At 71.1% G+C, this 17459-nt stretch carries 15 protein-coding genes and 1 other RNA gene; 13 read left to right on the top strand and 3 right to left on the bottom strand.

Going from position 1 to position 17459, the window contains the following annotated elements; translation table 11 throughout:
• Together AC1PK7_RS17900 and AC1PK7_RS17895 are read right to left on the bottom strand one after the other, a co-directional pair.
• Positions 1-369, bottom strand: a complete 369-nt coding sequence (locus tag AC1PK7_RS17900) for a YraN family protein (RefSeq protein ID WP_029562323.1) — start codon at positions 367-369, stop codon at positions 1-3.
• Complete coding sequence (locus AC1PK7_RS17895; RefSeq protein WP_481099006.1) at positions 359-2083, bottom strand: penicillin-binding protein activator; 1725 nt, start codon at positions 2081-2083, stop codon at positions 359-361. Before AC1PK7_RS17895 ends, AC1PK7_RS17900 begins: the two co-directional genes overlap by 11 nt.
• An 81-nt stretch (positions 2084-2164) precedes the next feature.
• On the opposite strand from AC1PK7_RS17895, the gene rsmI reads away from it, so the two are divergent.
• Complete coding sequence (rsmI, locus tag AC1PK7_RS17890) at positions 2165-2989, top strand: 16S rRNA (cytidine(1402)-2'-O)-methyltransferase (protein ID WP_267096031.1); 825 nt, start codon at positions 2165-2167, stop codon at positions 2987-2989.
• Between the two features lie 84 nt (positions 2990-3073).
• Positions 3074-3440: RNase P RNA component class A (rnpB, locus tag AC1PK7_RS17885), an RNA gene on the top strand.
• Positions 3441-3660: 220 nt separating this feature from the next.
• Here the strand turns inward: rnpB and AC1PK7_RS17880 are convergent.
• Positions 3661-4446, bottom strand: a complete 786-nt coding sequence (locus tag AC1PK7_RS17880; protein ID WP_481099005.1) for an NRDE family protein — start codon at positions 4444-4446, stop codon at positions 3661-3663.
• Between the two features lie 371 nt (positions 4447-4817).
• Here AC1PK7_RS17880 and AC1PK7_RS17875 point away from each other — a divergent pair, with 371 nt between their 5' ends.
• Genes AC1PK7_RS17875 through AC1PK7_RS17825 form a run of 11 tightly spaced genes read left to right on the top strand, consistent with a single transcriptional unit; the run spans position 4818 to position 17376 of the window.
• Positions 4818-5219 carry a division/cell wall cluster transcriptional repressor MraZ gene (locus AC1PK7_RS17875; RefSeq protein ID WP_010344444.1) on the top strand — a complete coding sequence of 134 codons (402 nt, stop codon included), beginning with the start codon at positions 4818-4820 and terminating at the stop codon, positions 5217-5219.
• Between the two features lie 14 nt (positions 5220-5233).
• Complete coding sequence (rsmH, locus tag AC1PK7_RS17870) at positions 5234-6283, top strand: 16S rRNA (cytosine(1402)-N(4))-methyltransferase RsmH (RefSeq protein WP_481100928.1); 1050 nt, start codon at positions 5234-5236, stop codon at positions 6281-6283.
• Positions 6280-6543 (top strand): cell division protein FtsL, encoded by a 264-nt coding sequence (gene ftsL / locus AC1PK7_RS17865; protein WP_010344441.1) that lies wholly within the window; start codon positions 6280-6282, stop codon positions 6541-6543. Before rsmH ends, ftsL begins: the two co-directional genes overlap by 4 nt.
• Positions 6540-8408 (top strand): peptidoglycan D,D-transpeptidase FtsI family protein, encoded by a 1869-nt coding sequence (locus AC1PK7_RS17860; protein WP_481099004.1) that lies wholly within the window; start codon positions 6540-6542, stop codon positions 8406-8408. The genes ftsL and AC1PK7_RS17860 overlap by 4 nt, the downstream gene beginning before the upstream one ends.
• A gap of 8 nt (positions 8409-8416) precedes the next feature.
• The gene (locus AC1PK7_RS17855) at positions 8417-9889 is read left to right on the top strand and encodes a UDP-N-acetylmuramoyl-L-alanyl-D-glutamate--2,6-diaminopimelate ligase (RefSeq protein WP_481100927.1); all 1473 of its coding nucleotides are present in this window, start codon (positions 8417-8419) and stop codon (positions 9887-9889) included.
• Positions 9886-11376, top strand: coding sequence for a UDP-N-acetylmuramoyl-tripeptide--D-alanyl-D-alanine ligase (locus AC1PK7_RS17850; protein ID WP_481099003.1), 1491 nt, complete (start codon positions 9886-9888; stop codon positions 11374-11376). Before AC1PK7_RS17855 ends, AC1PK7_RS17850 begins: the two co-directional genes overlap by 4 nt.
• On the top strand, positions 11366-12451 hold the full coding sequence (gene mraY, locus AC1PK7_RS17845) for a phospho-N-acetylmuramoyl-pentapeptide-transferase (protein WP_010344435.1): 1086 nt from the start codon (positions 11366-11368) through the stop codon (positions 12449-12451). Before AC1PK7_RS17850 ends, mraY begins: the two co-directional genes overlap by 11 nt.
• The gene (ftsW, locus tag AC1PK7_RS17840) at positions 12451-13770 is read left to right on the top strand and encodes a putative lipid II flippase FtsW (protein WP_371183235.1); all 1320 of its coding nucleotides are present in this window, start codon (positions 12451-12453) and stop codon (positions 13768-13770) included. Before mraY ends, ftsW begins: the two co-directional genes overlap by 1 nt.
• On the top strand, positions 13767-15005 hold the full coding sequence (gene murG / locus AC1PK7_RS17835; protein WP_481099002.1) for an undecaprenyldiphospho-muramoylpentapeptide beta-N-acetylglucosaminyltransferase: 1239 nt from the start codon (positions 13767-13769) through the stop codon (positions 15003-15005). The genes ftsW and murG overlap by 4 nt, the downstream gene beginning before the upstream one ends.
• A complete protein-coding gene (murC, locus tag AC1PK7_RS17830; protein WP_010340124.1) occupies positions 15002-16438 on the top strand; it encodes a UDP-N-acetylmuramate--L-alanine ligase in 1437 nt (478 codons plus the stop codon). Before murG ends, murC begins: the two co-directional genes overlap by 4 nt.
• On the top strand, positions 16435-17376 hold the full coding sequence (locus AC1PK7_RS17825; protein ID WP_481099001.1) for a D-alanine--D-alanine ligase: 942 nt from the start codon (positions 16435-16437) through the stop codon (positions 17374-17376). Before murC ends, AC1PK7_RS17825 begins: the two co-directional genes overlap by 4 nt.
• The last annotated feature ends 83 nt before the right edge of the window (positions 17377-17459 follow it).

Here is a 17459-nt window from a genome sequence, read left to right as displayed (position 1 = left end):
TCAGCAATCCTCGGCGCGGAACGCATCGCGCAGCCAGGTCAGCCGCGGCGGATCGCCGTCGGCCTCGACCACGTCGAAGCGGCACGGCCAGTTGGCGTACTGCGGATGCGCGGCCAGGAACAGTTGCGCCGCCAGCAGCAGGCGGCGGCGCTTGCGCAGGTCGACCGAGGCCGCGCCGCCGCCGAATGCGGTGCTGCGCCGGTAGCGCACTTCGACGAACACCAGGCTCTGCGCCTGCTGCATCACCAGGTCCAGCTCGCCGCCGCGGAAGGCGACGTTGGCGGCGATCAACCGCAGGCCGGCGCGCTCCAGTTCGGCGCGCGCCGCCGCTTCCACCGCGTTGCCGCGTCGGCGCCGCTCAGTTTCCATCGGGCAGCGGGGTCGGACGCCCGCCGCTGAAGGTGGACCAGGCCGGGGTGCGCACGATGTTGCCGAAGCCGTCCAGATGCAGCACGCCGGTGGCGCCGCGCAGGCCGCTGTCCTTGCCGGTCGCCAGCTTCTCCAGGTACGCGGTGATCTGCCAGGCATCGTAGCCGAACGCGAACAGGCGCCCGGCCGGGCCGCGCGCGGTCGGCAGCATGTCGGCCACGCTGGTCGCCGCCGGCAGCCCGCCGACGCCACGCACGTTCCACAGTTCGCTCGGGTAGACGATGCCGTCCAGCACCAGGTCGTCCTCGGGCTTGCCGGTGCCCAGCACCAGCTGCGAGGTCGCGACCCGGGTCTTGCCGGCGAAACCGGCCAGCGCCAGCTGCGGCGCCAGCGCGCGGGCGGTGTTGCCCTTGACCGCCAGCAGCACCGAGTCGGCGGCACCGGCGTTGCGCAGTTGCGCGGCGATGTCGCCGGGCGTTTCGGCCACGCTGATGCTGCCGGCGACCTTGCCGCCGCGCTCGCTGAAGCGGTCGCGAAACGCGGCCACCGCGCGGCGGCCGTTGTCGTCGTTGCTGCCGATCACCAGGGTGTTGTGGCGCTCGTGCGCCAGCAGGTACTCGGCGGCGGCGATGCCGTCGTCTTCCGGCGCCAGCGAGAAGCCGGCGCTGCCGCCGGGCGGGGCGTGGGTGCCGCGGTTCAGCGCCAGCACCGGCACGGGCAGCGCGTCGCGTGCGAACAGCGCGGTGACCTCGTCGCGACCGAGCGGGCCGACCACGAAGTCGGCGCCGCCGTCGACCGCCTTCTGGTAGGCGGCCAGCGCCCCGGCCGGGGTGCCGGTGGTGTCGATGAAGTCGATCGCAGGACGCCGCCGGGTCTCGCCGTAGTAGCCGGCGAGCAGGCCGTCGCGGACCGGCGCGGCCGCGGTGGCCAGGCTGCCGCTCAACGGCAGCAGCACCGCCAGCTTGGCCGGCGGGCGATAGCCGTCGCGCTCGGCCGGCGGCCGCTTGCTGGTGTCGAAGCCCCACTGCTCGCCGCGGTCGAACGGGCGCGGCAGGGCCAGGCCGCGGCTCAGCAGCGCGCGGCCGACGAAGTTGTACAGCGGATCGCCGGCCGGCAGCGCGGCGGCGCGCGCCTGCAGGGTGGCGTCGTTGAGCGTGGCCAACTGGCGCACGATGGCGCGCTGGTTGTCGCTGCGCGCCTGGCCGCTGAGGCCGTTGTCGGCGCGGGCGCGCTCGTCCAGCGCCGCGGTGGCGTCGCCGGTCCCTTCCAGCGCCTGTGCACGGGCCAGGTGCCAGCGCGCACGCAGGTTCTGCGGCACGTCCCGCGGATCGCTGCCCAGCGCCTGCAGCGCCTTGGCCGGCTGGCGGTCGGCCAGGGCCAGCTCGGCCTCCACCAATGCCACCCGCACCTTGCTCAGTGGCGGCAACTGCCGCGGCTGCACCTGCGCCAGCAGGCTGCGCGCACGGGCGGCGTCGCCGGCCTCGTACCAGGCGAAGGCGGCGTCGCCCAGCAACTGGTTGCGCTCGCTGCCGGTGGCACCGGCGGCCTGCGCCTCGAGCTGCTGCGCCGCGTCCTTCGGCTTGCCCTGGTCCAGCAGCGCCAGCGCCGCCGATTGGGCCGGCGAGGCGCTCGGCGTCACGCTGGAGGTGGCGCAGCCGGCGATGAGCAACGCCAGCAGCGACAGGGCGGAAATCCTTGCGAATCGCTTGTTCATTTCTGGTCCATTCGGCTGGGCACGCCGGGCGCGCCGGGGAAAACCGCTACGATTCTACCCTTGACCATGGAAAGCCCGTAGATGAGCGCCCAGCCCGGAACCCTGCACGTCGTCGCCACGCCGATCGGCAACCTCGCCGACCTGACGCCGCGCGCCCAGGAGACGTTGCGCTCGGTGGCGGCGATCTGCGCCGAGGACACCCGTCGCAGCGGCCAATTGCTGGCCCACTTCGGCATCGAGCGGCCGCTGCTGGCGCTGCACGAACACAACGAGGAAGCGCTGTCCCAGCGCATCGTCGCGCGCCTGCTGGAGGGCCAGTCGCTGGCCCTGGTCAGCGACGCCGGCACCCCGCTGGTCAGCGACCCCGGCTACCGCCTGGTGCGCGCGGCACGCGCGGCCGGGGTGCGGGTCAGCCCGGTGCCCGGCGCCTGCGCGGCGATCGCCGCGCTCAGCGTGGCCGGCCTGCCCAGCGACCGTTTCGCCTTCGAAGGCTTCCTGCCGGCCAAGGCCTCGGCGCGCCGCGAGCGCCTGGTCCGGCTGGCCAGCGAACCACGCACCCTGGTGTTCTACGAAGCCTCGCACCGCATCGCCGAGTCCCTGGCCGACTGCCGCGCCGCCTTCGGCGACGCCCGCCCGGCGGTGCTGGCACGCGAACTGACCAAGCTGTTCGAGACCGTGCTCGACGGCACCCTGGCCGACCTGCATGCCCGGGTCGAGGCCGACGACAACCAGCGCAAGGGCGAGTTCGTGCTGATGGTGCAGGGCGCCGGCGACGACGCCGACGCGCAACTGGCCGAAGGCCGCCGCGTCTACGCCAAGCTCAGCGAACACCTGCCGCCGTCCACCGCCGCCAAGCTGGCCGCCGAGCTGACCGGTGCGTCGCGCAAGGCGTTGTACGGCGGTTGAGGCGTGCGTTTGTTGTCGGGCTTTACCGGGCGTTTGCGCGCAATTGGGAATTTATTCCTACAGGCATGCGACAATGCGCGTGGCGGAGCCGGCCAGACAGTCGCGTCATCCCATCGCATTTCGGTGCGGCGGGATGCCGAGGAAAGTCCGGGCTCCATAGGGCAAGGTGCCAGGTAACGCCTGGGCGGCGCGAGCCGACGGACTAGTGCAACAGAAAGATACCGCCTACGTCTGCGCAAGCAGGCCGGTAAGGGTGAAATGGTGCGGTAAGAGCGCACCGCGAGTCCGGTAACGGACCGGCACGGCAAACCCCACCTGGAGCAAGACCAAATAGGGACCTCATGGCGCGGCCCGCGTCGGGTCCGGGTAGGTTGCTTGAGCGTACCGGTGACGGTGCGCCTAGAAGAATGACTGTCCACGACAGAACCCGGCTTATCGGCCGGCTCCGCCACTTTTTCTTTTCCAGACGCGCTACGGCGCTCGCTCGCTTGTCCCGCTCGCCTGCCAGGCGCTGACGCCGGCGGTGCGATGGATGCGGGCTTTCGCCGTCTGTCTGTCGTCCCCGTCGCCTTCCATTGTGGGAGGGACTTCAGTCCCGACTGCACAAACCCGACGTGCCGGCACTGGTTCGCCCCACCATCGCGGCTGAAGTCGATGCCTGAGCGCAGGCGTCACTGCTTTCCGGCGTCCGCCCCCAGATCCCGGTTCTCCATCCGCGTCTCCCCCAGGAACACCCCATCCGGACCAAACCGGCGCTCGTGGATCCAGCCGTGCCCGGCGGCGTCCACCGCGACGATGGTGCTGGCGCGGGTGCCGTACTCGCTGCCACGGATGAAGGCGGGCGATAGCCGCCGTTCCAGGTCCGGACCGACGCCGGTGTCGGGCAGGTCGGCCGGGTCGGCCAGGGTCTCGTCGGCCAGTGCCCGCCACAGCGGCACCAGATCGTCGTCGCCAGCGGCGATCCAGGCGCTCACGGCCGCGCGCAGGCGCAGGGTCTTGGGCCAGGGCGCGTCCAGCGCGCCGTTGGACATGCCGTGCACGCCGGGCGCCAGGGCGCTGCGGCCGGGCGGGTGATTGCCGACGTAGGCGGCGCCGGCGGCATCGGCCAGCAGCAGGTTGAACGGCGGGTAGGTGTCGGCGCGCGCCGCCAGCGCGTCGGCGAAGGCGGCGGCCGGCTGTCCGCCGCTCAGGTAGTCGGCGATCAGGGCGCCGCGCGAGGCGCCGGACATCGACGCCAGTGGGTCGCGCACGTTGGTGACCACCGCGCAGCGACCCGCGTCGTCCAGCCCCACCCAGGTGCCGCCGGAGCGCAGGTCGCGCCCGGCCAGCAGGCGCTGCGCCGGGGCCGGCCAGCGCTGCAGCGGCGCGGTCGGGCGGGCGTGGAATTCGTCGCGGTTGCCGACCAGCAGCAAGCGCCATCGCGGGTGCGCAGCGTGCGCGAGAACGACCAGACACATGCCCGGCAGTGTGCGCGCTTGCGCAACGCGAGGCGAGCCCAGGCGACATGTCGACGGCCGGTGACGACCGCCTTAACGCCCCCTACACAGGCCTGAATTTCCGTTCAATCTCAAAATTTGAGACGAAACAGTAACTTGTGGATAAGCCTTGAACAAGTCTCTAAAGATCGTTGCAAACCATTGATCCCGCTAGCGATTTACCGCTCGCAAAGTTGTTGACAACCCGTTGCGCGCTGCTAAGGTGGGCACTTGAGGGGAAACCGGGTTTTTTGTGGTTTTTCGTGGTTCAATGACCGCCCAGGCGGATTCGGAAAGGTGCAGGCGTCGTGTTTCAGGGCGAGACCGCAATCACTGTGGACGACAAGGGGCGTATGGCGGTTCCCACCGCGTACCGCGACCTCGTCGCGCGCGTGAGCGGCAATCGGCTGGTGCTGACCTACAACCCGTTCGAGGCCGGCTGCCTGTGGCTGTATGCGGAGAAGGAGTGGGAGCGGGTCCGTGACGACGTCATGGCCAAGCCCAACACCCAGCGCGTGGTGCGGGTCCTGCAGCAGAAGCTGGTGGGTTCGTCGGCGGCGCTGGAGCTGGATGCCAACGCCCGCATCACCATTCCGCCGAGCCATCGCGCCGCGGTGGGCATTGAAAAGCGCGCCGTGCTGTTGGGCATGGGCGACAAGTTCGAACTGTGGAGCGAGCAGGCTCATCGCGCACTGATCCAGCAGACGTTGTCTGACGAGGATCTGGGCGATGGATTGCTCGATCTGAAGTTGTGAGTCGGGGTGTCCGGATGCGCGGACAGGCGCAGGCCGGTCACCTCCCGGTGTCGCAACCATCGGCGGCGCATGTGCCGGTGTTGTTCGCGCAGGTCCTGGACGGGCTGCAGGTGATCGAAAACGGAATCTATCTGGATGGCACGTTCGGGCGTGGCGGACACGCGCGCGGGGTGCTGCACAAACTCGGCCCAGGAGGCCGGCTGCTGGTGATGGACAAGGACCCCGAGGCGATCGCCGAAGCCGAACATGCGTTCGGCGCCGACGCGCGCGTGTCCATCTATCGCGGCAGCTTCGCCGAACTGGGCCAGTGGGACGCCGCCACCGCCCTGGACGGGGTGCTGTTCGACCTGGGCGTGTCCTCGCCGCAGTTGGACGTGGCCGCGCGCGGCTTCTCCTTCGGCAAGGACGGCCCGCTGGACATGCGCATGGACCCGGATGCCGGTGAGAGCGCGGCGCAGTGGCTGGCGCGCGCCGACGAGCGCGAGATCGCCGACGTGCTGTGGACCTACGGCGAAGAGCGGCAGAGCCGGCGCATCGCCCGCGCCATCGTCGCCCGCCGTGAGAGGCAGCCGCTGACCCGCACCGCCGAGCTGGCCGAGCTGATCGCCAGCGTGATGCCGCGCGGCGACAGCAAGACCCATCCGGCCACGCGCAGCTTCCAGGCCATCCGCATCCACATCAACCGCGAACTGGCCGATCTGGAAACCGGCCTGGACGCGGCGCTGGCCCGGCTCAAGCCCGGCGGCCGCCTGGCGGTGATCAGCTTCCACTCGCTGGAAGACCGCATCGTCAAGCAGTTCATGCAGCGCCACGCCAAGGCCCCGCCGAGCAACCGCCGCCTGCCGGAGGCCACGACCTTCGTGCCGACCCTGCGCCTGCACGGCGGCGCGATCAAGGCCGACGCCGACGAACTGGCGGCCAACCCGCGCGCGCGCAGCGCGGTGCTGCGGGTGGCTGAAAAGCTGGGATTGGGGATTGGGGATTCGGGATTGGAAGAGCGCGCCCGACGAATCCAGAATCCCCAATCCCCAATCCCGGCGTCTCCGCAAGGAGACGCCCAATGAGCCGGCTGCTGCTGCTCGTGCTGCTCGCCTGCACCATCGCCTCGGCGATCGGGGTGGTGTACATGCGCCACCGCCATCGCCAGTTGTTCGTGGAGCTGTCGCGGCTGGAGCACAACCGCGATGAGCTGAACATCGAGTTCGGCCGGCTGCAGCTGGAGCAGGCGACCTGGGCCGAGAGCAATCGCGTCGACCAGGTCGCGCGCGAGCGGCTGGGGATGAAGTTCCCCGAGACCGGCGACATCGTGGTGGTGCGTCCGTGAACAAGAGCGGCCGCAACCGTCCCCGCAGCAACTTCAACCTGCGCGGCCGCCTGGCGCTGGTCGGCGCGGCGCTGGGCCTGTGCTCGGTGACGCTGATCGGCCGCGCGGCCTACGTGCAGTTGATCAACAGCGACTTCTACCAGCGCCAGGGCGAAGCGCGCTACCTGCGCGAACTGCCGATCGCCACCTCGCGCGGCATGATCACCGACCGCAACGGCGAGCCGCTGGCGGTGTCCACGCCGGTGGAGTCGATCTGGGTCAATCCGCAGGAACTGCTGCGCAGCCCCGACCGCATCCCGCAGCTGGCGCAGGCGCTGGAGCTGCCGGTCGACGAATTGACCGCCAAGCTGTCGCAGAAGGCGGACAAGGAGTTCATGTACCTCAAGCGCCGGATCAATCCGGACAAGGCGCATGCGGTGGTCGCGCTGGGCATCCCCGGCGTGTTCTCGCAGCGCGAATTCCGCCGCTTCTACCCGCAGGGCGAAGCGATGGCGCACGTGCTCGGCTTCACCAACATCGACGACCGCGGCCAGGAAGGGCTGGAGCTGGCGTTCGATTCCTGGTTGCGCGGCAAGCCGGGCGCCAAGCGCGTGATCCGCGACCGCAAGGGCGCGATCGTCGAGAGCATCGACCTGGTCAAGCCGGCGCAGCCGGGCAAGGACCTGACCCTGAGCATCGACCGCCGCATCCAGTTCCTGGCCTACAAGGAACTGCGCAACGCGCTGGTGGAGAACAAGGCCGCCGGCGGCTCGATCGTGATCATGGACGTGGCCACCGGCGAGATCCTGGCCATGGTCAACCTGCCGACCTACAACCCCAATGCGGTCAACGGGGTCAACCCGGACGTGCGCCGCAACCGCGCGGTCACCGACCTGGTCGAGCCGGGCTCGACGATGAAGCCGCTGACCATCTCCACCGCGCTCAAGGCCGGGGTGGTGACCAAGGACACGCTGATCGATACCAACCCCGGCTACATGTCGGTGGGCCGTTTCACCATCAAGGACGTGCCGCGCAACAACGGCGTGCTGACCGTGACCGGGGTGATCACCCGCAGCTCCAACATCGGCGCGGCGAAGATCGCGGCCAAGCTGCCGGACCAGACCTTCTACGACCAGGTCCACAGCTACGGCTACGGCAGCTCCCCGCACAGCGGCTTCCCCGGCGAATCGGCCGGCGTGTTCCCGTCGCCGGGGCGCTGGAATGGTGCGTCCAAGACCACCATGTCCTACGGCTACGGCCTGTCGGTGACGCCGTTGCAGATCGCCCGCGCCTATTGCGCGCTGGGCAACGGCGGGCGCCTGGTGACCCCGACCTTCGTCAAGGGCCAGCACGAGGACAGCAAGCAGGTGCTGGACCCGGCGATTTCCAAGGAAGTGGTGGCGATGATGGAGACCGTGGTCACCCAGGGCGGCGCCAAGGGCGCGGCGATCCTGGGCTACCACGTCGCCGGCAAGACCGGCACCGCACGCAAGGCCGGCCCCGGCGGCTACGAGCGCGGCCACTACAACGCGCTGTTTGCGGGCCTGGTGCCGGCGAGCAACCCGCGCTTCGCCACGGTCATCGTCATCAACGACCCGCAGGGCGCCAAGTACTACGGCGGCCTGGTCTCGGCGCCGGTGTTCCACAACGTGATGGAAGGCGCGCTGCGCCTGATGGACGTGCCGCCGGACGACATCCAGTCGTGGCTGGCCGCACAGGCCGCCGGCAAGAGCGGCCATGCGCCGCCGCCGGCGCCGGTGGAGCCGGATCCGGCCACCGTGCCGGACGCCGCCGCCGAGGTCGATGCCGCGCTGCCCAGCGCGCGCGCCGTGGCGCCGCCGGCGCCGGCCGCGTTGCCGGCCCCGCTGCAGGAGACCCGCCAGTGACCCGCGCCATGTCGCTGTCGCAACTGCTGCCCGGCGTGGCGCTGCCGCACGACGTGCAGGTGTCCGGGCTGGTCATGGACAGCCGCGCGGTGCGCCCGGGCGATGCCTTTGTGGCGATCGCCGGCTTTGGCGCGCACGGGCTGGGCTTCGTCGAGCAGGCGCGCGCCAACGGCGCGGTCGCGGTGCTGTACGACCCGCCGGCCCCGGCCGAACTGCCGGCGCCGGCCGACGCGATTGCGGTCCCCGGCCTGCGTGCGCGCATGGGCGCGATGGCCGACCAGTTCCACGGCCATCCGTCGCAGACCATGACCATGGTCGGGGTCACCGGCACCAACGGCAAGACCTCCACCGTGCAGTTGCTGACGCAGGCCTGGCACCTGCTGGGCACGCGCAGCGGCAGCATCGGCACGCTCGGCGCCGGCCTGTACGGGCAGGTGCAGCCGACCGGCTTCACCACGCCGCTTGTGCTGCCGCTGCACGCGCTGCTGGCGCAGTTGCGCGACGCCGGCGCGCAGGCGGTGGCGATGGAAGTCAGCTCGCACGCGCTCGACCAGGGCCGCGTGGATGCGGTGCATTTCGACGTGGCGGTGTTCACCAATCTCACCCGCGACCATCTCGACTACCACGGCGACATGGCCAGTTACGGCGCCGCCAAGGCGCGCCTGTTCGCCAAGCCGGGGCTGAAGTCGGCGGTGGTCAACCTGGACGATGCGTTCGGCCGCGAGCTGCTGGGCACGCTGGATCCGGCGCTGCGCCGCATCGCGGTCAGCTCGCGCGGCCAGGACGGCGCCGAGGTGCGCGCCGAGGCGCTGCGCCTGGACGCGCGCGGCATCGGCTTCACCCTGGCGATCGGCGAGGAGCGGCATCCGCTGCAGTCGCCGTTGCTGGGCCGTTTCAACGTCGACAACCTGCTGGCCGTGGCCGGCACGCTGCATGCGCTGGACGTGGCGCCGGTGCGCATCGCCGCCACCCTGGCGCAGCTGCAGCCGATCCGCGGGCGCATGAACCGTCTCGGCGGCGATGGTGCGCAGCCGCTGGTGGTGGTCGACTACGCGCATACGCCCGACGCGCTGGAGCAGGCGCTGCAGAGCCTGCGCGCGCACGCACAGGGCCGCATCACCTGCGTGTTCGGCTGCGGCGGCGAGCGCGACACCGGCAAGCGTCCGCAGATGGCGGCGATCGCGCAGCGTCTGGCCGAGCGCGTGGTGGTCACCGACGACAACCCGCGCGGCGAGGACGGCGACCGCATCGTCGCCGACATCCTGGCCGGCTTCGACGGCATGCAGGCGGTGCAGGTGCAGCGCGACCGCGCGCAGGCGATCGCCATGGCGGTCGCCGACGCCGGTGCCGAGGACATCGTGCTGATCGCCGGCAAGGGCCACGAGCCCTATCAGGAGATCGCCGGCGTGCGCCATGCGTTCGACGACACCGAGGTCGCCGCGCAGGCTCTGCGCGCGCATGCAACGGAGGCGGCCCGATGAAGCGCCTGCCGTTGTCGATGATCGCGCACTGGGCCGGCGCCGAACTGCATGGCGACGACGTGGCGATCGACGCGATCAGCCACGACACCCGCAGCCTGGCCGCCGGCAGCCTGTACGTGGCGCTGCGCGGCGAGCGTTTCGACGGCCACGCCTTCGTCGCCGACGCCGCTGCGCGCGGCGCCAGCGCGCTGCTGGTGGAGCGCGTGCAGCCGCAGATCGAACTGCCGCAGATCGTCGCCGCCGACACCGAGCTGGCACTGGCGCGGATCGCCGCCGGCATGCAGCGCGGCCGCGCCACCCGTGTGGCCGCGATCACCGGCAGCAATGGCAAGACCAGCGTCAAGGCGCTGCTGCTGGCGATCCTGCAGCATGCCTGCCGTATCGACGGCGGCAGCGTCTACGCCAACCCCGGCAACCGCAACAACGAGATCGGCCTGCCGCTGGCGGTGATCGAGGCGCCGGACGACGCCGACTACGCGATCTACGAAATGGGCGCCGGCAAGCCGGGCGACATCGCCTATCTCACCGACATCGCGCCGCCGCAGGTGTCGCTGGTCAACAACATCGCCGCCGCGCACCTGGAGCGCATGGGCAGCCTGCTCGGCGTGGCGCAGACCAAGGGCGCGATTTACACCGCGCTGCCGGCCGACGGCACCGCGGTGATCAATGCCGACGACGCCTTCGGCCTGTGGTTCGAGCAGCGCCTGCCGACCGGCGAGGCGCGGCCGCAGGTGCTGCGCTTCGGCCTGCAGCCGGGCGCCGAGGTCGGTGCCGCGCAGATCCGCATGGCCGCCGACCGCACCCAGTTCGTGCTGACCACCCCGTGCGGCGACGTCGAGGCGACGCTGCCGCTGCCGGGCCGGCACAACCTGCAGAACGCCCTGGCCGCCGCCGCGCTGGCGTTGGCGCTGGACGTGGCGCCGGCGCGCATCGCCGCCGGCCTGGCGCAGGTGCAGCCGGTGCCGGGCCGGCAGATCACCCACACGCTGCCCAACGACGCGGTGCTGATCGACGACAGCTACAACGCCAACCCCGGCTCGCTGGCCGCGGCGATCGATGCGCTGGCCGCGGCCGGCGGCGAGCGCTGGCTGGTGCTCGGCGACATGCGCGAACTCGGCGCCGACGCCGCAGCCCTGCACGCCAGCGGCGGGCGCCGCGCGCGCGACGCCGGGCTGACCCGGCTGTACGCGCTCGGCCCGCTCAGCGCCCACGCCGCGCAGGCCTTCGGCGAGAACGGCCGGGTGTTCGACAGCCATGCGGCGCTGATCGAGGCGTTGCAGCGCGACCTGGCGGCCGTGGCCGCGACGCGGCACACGCAGAATCAAGAGCAGGAAAAGCAGATGCATGAGACCACCGGCGCGCCGACGCATGGCGCGCTCCAGCCGGCCCCGGCCACGCTCCTCGTCAAGGGCTCGCGCGGCAGCGCCATGGACACTGTGGTCCGCGCGCTGCTGAACCAGGCACAGGAGGCGCCGCATGCTGCTTGAACTCGCCCGCTGGCTGCAGCAGCTCGAAAGCATGTTCGGGCTGTTTGGCTATCTGACCTTCCGCGGCATCCTCGCGGCGCTGACCTCGCTGTTCCTGTCGCTGTGGCTGGGCCCGGCGGTGATCCGCAAGCTGGCGCAGTTCAAGGGCGGCCAGCCGATCCGCCAGGACGGCCCGCAGACCCACTTCTCCAAGGCCGGCACCCCGACCATGGGCGGCTCGCTGATCCTGCTCACCGTGCTGCTGTCGGTGCTGCTGTGGGGCGACCTGCGCAACCGCTACGTGTGGCTGGTGCTGGCGGTGATGCTGGCGTTCGGCGTGATCGGCTGGTACGACGACTGGATCAAGATCGTGCGCCGCGACCCGAACGGGCTGAAGTCGCGCTGGAAGTACCTGCTGCAGTCGATCTTCGGTCTGGCCGCCGGCCTGTTCCTGTACTACACCGCCGACGTGCCGGCGGCGATCACCTTCTACATCCCGATGTTCAAGTCGATCGCGCTGCCGCTGGCGGGGATCAGCTTCGTTGCCATCGCCTATTTCTGGATCGTCGGCTTCTCCAACGCGGTCAACCTGACCGACGGCCTGGACGGCCTGGCGATCATGCCGACCGTGCTGGTGGCCTGCGCGCTGGGCGTGTTCGCCTATGCGTCGGGCAACGCGGTGTTCTCGGCCTACCTGAAGATCCCGACCATCCCCGGCGCCGGCGAACTGATCATTATCTGCGCGGCGATCGCCGGCGCGGGCCTGGGCTTCCTGTGGTTCAACACCTACCCGGCGATGGTGTTCATGGGCGACATCGGCGCGCTGGCGCTGGGCGCGGTGCTGGGCACCATCGCAGTGATCGTGCGCCAGGAACTGGTGCTGGTGATCATGGGCGGCGTGTTCGTCATCGAGACCCTGTCGGTGATGATCCAGGTCGCCTCGTTCAAGCTCACCGGCAAGCGCGTGTTCCGCATGGCGCCGATCCATCACCACTTCGAGCTGAAGGGCTGGCCGGAGCCGCGGGTGATCGTGCGCTTCTGGATCATTTCGGTGGTGCTGGTGCTGGTCGGCCTGGCCACGTTGAAGGTGCGCTGATGAACGACGCCGCCCGCCAAGCGACCCGCCTGGAGGCCATTGGTGGCCGCTACGACCCGTGGCTGCTCGGCGCCGCGGTGGCGCTGGCGTCGCTGGGCGTGGTGATGGTCGGCTCCAGCTCGATCGAGCTGACCACCAGCCCTTTCTACTACCTGAGCCGCCACCTGCTGTTCCTGGCCGGCGGCATTGGCCTGGCGTTCTGGGCGATGCGCACCGAGCTGAAGAACATCGAGCAATACAACCAGTTGCTGCTGCTGGCCTGTTTCGGCCTGCTGCTGGTGGTGTTCGTGCCCGGCCTCGGCAGCACGGTCAACGGCGCGCGGCGCTGGATCAACCTGGGCATCTCGCGCTTCCAGACCGTGGAAGCAGTGAAGGTGCTCTACATCGTCTGGCTGTCCAGCTACCTGGTGCGCTTCCGCGACGAGGTCAACGCGACCTGGCCGGCGATGCTCAAGCCGCTGGGCGTGGCGGTGGCGCTGGTCGGCCTGCTGCTGCTGCAGCCGGACTTCGGCTCCTCCACGCTGCTGCTGGCGATCACCGCCGGCATGCTGGTGCTTGGCGGGGTGAACCTGCCGCGCATGTCGATGCCGATCGTGATCGGCCTGCCGGTGTTCGCCTTCATCGCGATCCTCGAGCCGTACCGCCTGCGCCGCATCACTTCGTTCCTGGATCCGTGGGCCGACCAGCTCGGCTCCGGCTACCAGTTGTCCAACGCGTTGATGGCGGTGGGCCGCGGCGAACTGTTCGGGGTCGGCCTCGGCGGTTCGGTGCAGAAGCTCAACTACCTGCCGGAAGCGCACACCGACTTCATCTTCTCGGTCATCGCCGAGGAACTGGGCTTCGTCGGCGTGTGCCTGATCATCTCGCTGTACGCGCTGCTGGTCGGCCGCGCGTTCTGGCTGGGCATGCGCTGCGTGGAGATGAAGCGCCACTTCTCCGGCTACATCGCCTTCGGCATCGGCCTGTGGATCAGCCTGCAGAGCTTCGTCTCGGTCGGCGTGAACCTGGGCATCCTGCCGACCAAGGGCCTGACCCTGCCGCTGATCTCCGCCGGCGGCTCCAGCGTGCTGATGACCTGCGCGGCGATGGGCCTGCTGCTGCGCGTGTCCTACGAGCTCAACCGCGCCGAGCGCCAGGTGGCGCTGGTGCGCAGCGATGCGGCGATGCCGGTCAAGCAGACCGTGGACAACGCCGAGGACCTGCAGGCCGCACGCGAGGCCAGCGCCAGCGCGGTCGCCGCGGCGATCCAGGGCACCCCGGGGCGCGGCACCAGCCGCATGCAGCCGCGGGTCGAACCCACCTTCGGGAGGCTCGGATGAGCGCGGTGCAGGGCGATCGTCCGGTGATGATCCTCGCCGGCGGCACCGGCGGGCACATCTTCCCCGCGCTGGCCGTGGCCAAGGTGCTGCGCGCGCGCGGCGTGCCGGTGGTGTGGCTGGGCGCGGCCGGGCGCATGGAAACGCGGCTGGTGCCGGAGCACGGCATCGAGCTGGATACGATCGAGATCGGCGGGCTGCGCGGCAAGGGCGCGCTGGCCCTGTTCGGCGCGCCGGTGCGGGTGATACGCGCGGTGCGCGCCGCCGGCTTCGTGCTGCGCCGGCGGGCGCCGCGGGCGGTGATCAGCTTCGGTGGCTTCGCGGCCGGCCCCGGCGGTCTGGCCGCGCGGCTGCTCAAGCTGCCGCTGCTGGTGCACGAGCAGAACCGCGCGCCGGGCCTGACCAACAAGGTGCTGGCGCGGGTCGCGCGGCGCGTGCTGACCGGCTTCCCCGGCAGCTTCGCCACGCGCGAGGAAGCGGTGGGCAATCCGGTGCGCGCCGAGATCGCGGCACTGGCGCCGCCGGCGCAGCGCCTGGCTGCGCGCCATGGCGCGCCGCGGCTGCTGGTGCTGGGCGGCAGCCAGGGCGCGCGCGTGCTCAACCAGGCGCTGCCGCAGGCGCTGGCCGCGCTCGGCGTGGCCGTCGAGGTGCGCCACCAGTGCGGCGAAGCGCTGCGCGAGGAAGCCGCGCGCGCCTACGCCGACGCCGGCGTCGCCGCCAGCGTCGAAGCCTTCATCGGCGACATGGCCGCCGCCTACGCCTGGGCCGACCTGGTGGTGTGCCGCGCCGGCGCCTCGACCCTGGCCGAGTTGTGCGCGGTCGGCATCGGCAGCGTGCTGGTACCGTTCGCCGCCGCCGTCGACGACCACCAGACCCGCAACGCCGAATACCTGGTCGAGCGCGGCGCCGCCGTGCTGCTGAAGCAGGACGCCGCCCTGGTCGAGCACCTGCAGCGCGTGCTGCGCGACCTGCTGGCACAGCCGGCGCAGCGCCTGGCGATGGCCGAGGCCGCGCGCCAGCTGGCCAAGCCGGATGCGGCCGAGCGGATTGCGGACATCGTGCTCGAAGAAGCCGGGAGTCGGGATTCGGGATTCGGGATTGGCAAAAAGCAGGAGCACAAGCAGGACACCATGCAGACACCCGTACAACGTGCAGCGCTGCGGCAACCGGCCGCCAGCGACACGAATCCCCAATCCCGAATCCCCAATCCCGGCACCTCCACCGGAGGTGCCCTGTGATTCGCCGCCTCCACGACACCGGCGATCTGGTCCGCGCGTTCCCGCGCGTGCACTTCGTCGGCATCGGCGGCACCGGCATGAGCGGTATCGCCGAGGTCATGCTGACGCTGGGCTACGAGGTCTCCGGCTCGGACAACGCCGACAACGCGGCCACCCGGCGCCTGGTCAAGCTCGGCGCGCGGGTGATGCGCGGGCACTCGGCGGCCAACGTGCTCGGCACCGACTGCGTGGTGGTGTCTAGCGCGATCCGCGAGGACAACCCGGAACTGATGGAAGCGCGCAGCCAGCGCATTCCGATCATGCCGCGCGCGGCGATGCTCGCCGAGCTGATGCGCTTCCGCCGCGGCATCGCGGTGGCCGGCACCCACGGCAAGACCACCACCACCAGTCTGGCCGCGGCGGTGCTCAGCGAAGGCGGACTGGACCCGACCTTCGTGATCGGCGGGCAGCTGCTCGCCGCCGGCGCCAACGCCAAGCTCGGCGGTGGCCAGTGGCTGGTGGCCGAGGCCGACGAAAGCGACGGCAGCTTCCTGCGCCTGAACCCGCTGATCTCGGTCATCACCAACATCGATGCCGACCACCTGGAGAACTACGGCAACGACTTCGCCCGGGTCCAGGCCGCATTCGCCGAGTTCCTGCAGCGCCTGCCGTTCTACGGCCTGGCGGTGCTGTGCATCGACGATCCGGAAGTGGCCGCGCTGGCGGCGAAGACGCCGCGCCACGTGATGAGCTACGGCCTCAGCGAGAACGCCGACGTGCGCGCCGAGGACGTGGTCCAGGACGGCCCGCGCATGCGCTTCACCCTGCGCCTGCCGGAGGGCAGCAGCATCCCGGTGACCCTGGCGCTGCCGGGCCGGCACAACGTGCTCAACGCGCTGGCCGCCGCCGCCATCGGCTGGCAGCTCGGCGTGGCGCCGGAAGCGATCGCCAGCGCGCTGCAGAGCTTCGCCGGCATCGGCCGCCGCTTCAACGACCTGGGCGAAGTGACCACCGCCGGTGGCGCGCGCGTGCGCGTGGTCGACGACTACGGCCACCACCCTCGCGAGCTGGCCGCGGTGTTCGCCGCCGCCCGCGGCGGCTGGCCGGACAAGCGCCTGGTGGTGGCGTTCCAGCCGCATCGCTACAGCCGCACCCGCGACCAGTTCGACGCGTTCGCCGCGGTGCTGTCGGAAGTGGACGCGCTGGTGCTCAGCGAGGTCTATCCGGCCGGCGAGGCACCGATCCCGGGCGCAGACGCGCGCTCGCTGGCGCGTGCGATCCGCGCGCGCGGCCGCAGCGAGCCGGTGGTGGTCGGCCAGGTCGGCGAACTCGACAGCGTGCTGCCGGACGTGCTGCAGGACGGCGACCTGCTGCTGATGATGGGCGCGGGCGACATCGGCTACGTCGCCCAGCACATCGCACAGCACGGCTTCGCCGGCGGAGCGGACGCATGAGCGCGCAGATCCTGCCGCCGCCGCGCGTCACCGACCCGGCCGCGTTCGGCCGCGTCGCCGTGTTGCTCGGCGGCACGTCCAGCGAACGCGAGGTGTCGCTGAACTCCGGCGCCAACGTGCTCGAGGCGCTGTGCAGCCGCGGCGTCGACGCGCAGCCGGTGGACGGCATTCCCGCCTTGCTCGAGCGCATCCGCGCCGGCGAAGTCGATCGCGTGTTCAACATCCTGCACGGCGGCGACGGCGAGAACGGCGTGCTGCAGGGTCTGCTGCGCGCGCTGCAGGTGCCGTTCACCGGCCCCGACGTGCTCGGCAGCGCACTGACCCTGGACAAGATCCGCACCAAGCAGGTGTGGATCGCCGCCGGCCTGCCGACCCCGGGCTTCGCCCGCATCGACGCCCAGGCCGACCTGGCCGCGGCCGCCGCCGCGCTGGGCTACCCGTTGTTCGTCAAGCCGGCCTGCGAAGGCTCCAGCGTCGGCGTGTTCCGCGTGCTGTCCGAGGCCGACCTGGCGCCGGTGCGCGCCTTCGCCGCCGACTACCGCGGCGAACTGCTGATGGAGCAGATGGTGCAGGGCGAGGAATACACCGTCGGCATCCTCGGTGACGTCGCGCTGCCGTCGATCCGCATCGTCCCCGCCGGCGACTGGTACGACTACCACGCCAAGTACATCGCCGAGGACACCCAGTACCTGTGCCCGGGCATGCAGGGCGAGGACGAGACCGAGATCCGCCAGCTCGCGCTGCAGGCCTTCGCCGCCGCCGGCTGCAGCGGCTGGGGCCGCGTGGACGTGATGCGCGACCGCGTGCGCGGCCTGCAGTTGATCGAGGTCAACACCGCCCCGGGCATGACCAGCCACTCGCTGGTGCCCAAGGCCGCCGCGCAACTGGGCGTGGATTTCGCCGGCCTGTGCTGGCGCATCCTGGAGCAGACGTTGTGAAGCCGGGATTGGGGATTCGGGATTGGGGATTCGCACCGTCGGCGCTTCGCGCCGCCGGCGAGTTCCGCTGCGCGCGTTGCGCC

The organism is Xanthomonas sp. NCPPB 3174 (assembly GCF_056725205.1).
This window is presented reverse-complemented; position numbering and strand designations above follow the sequence as displayed.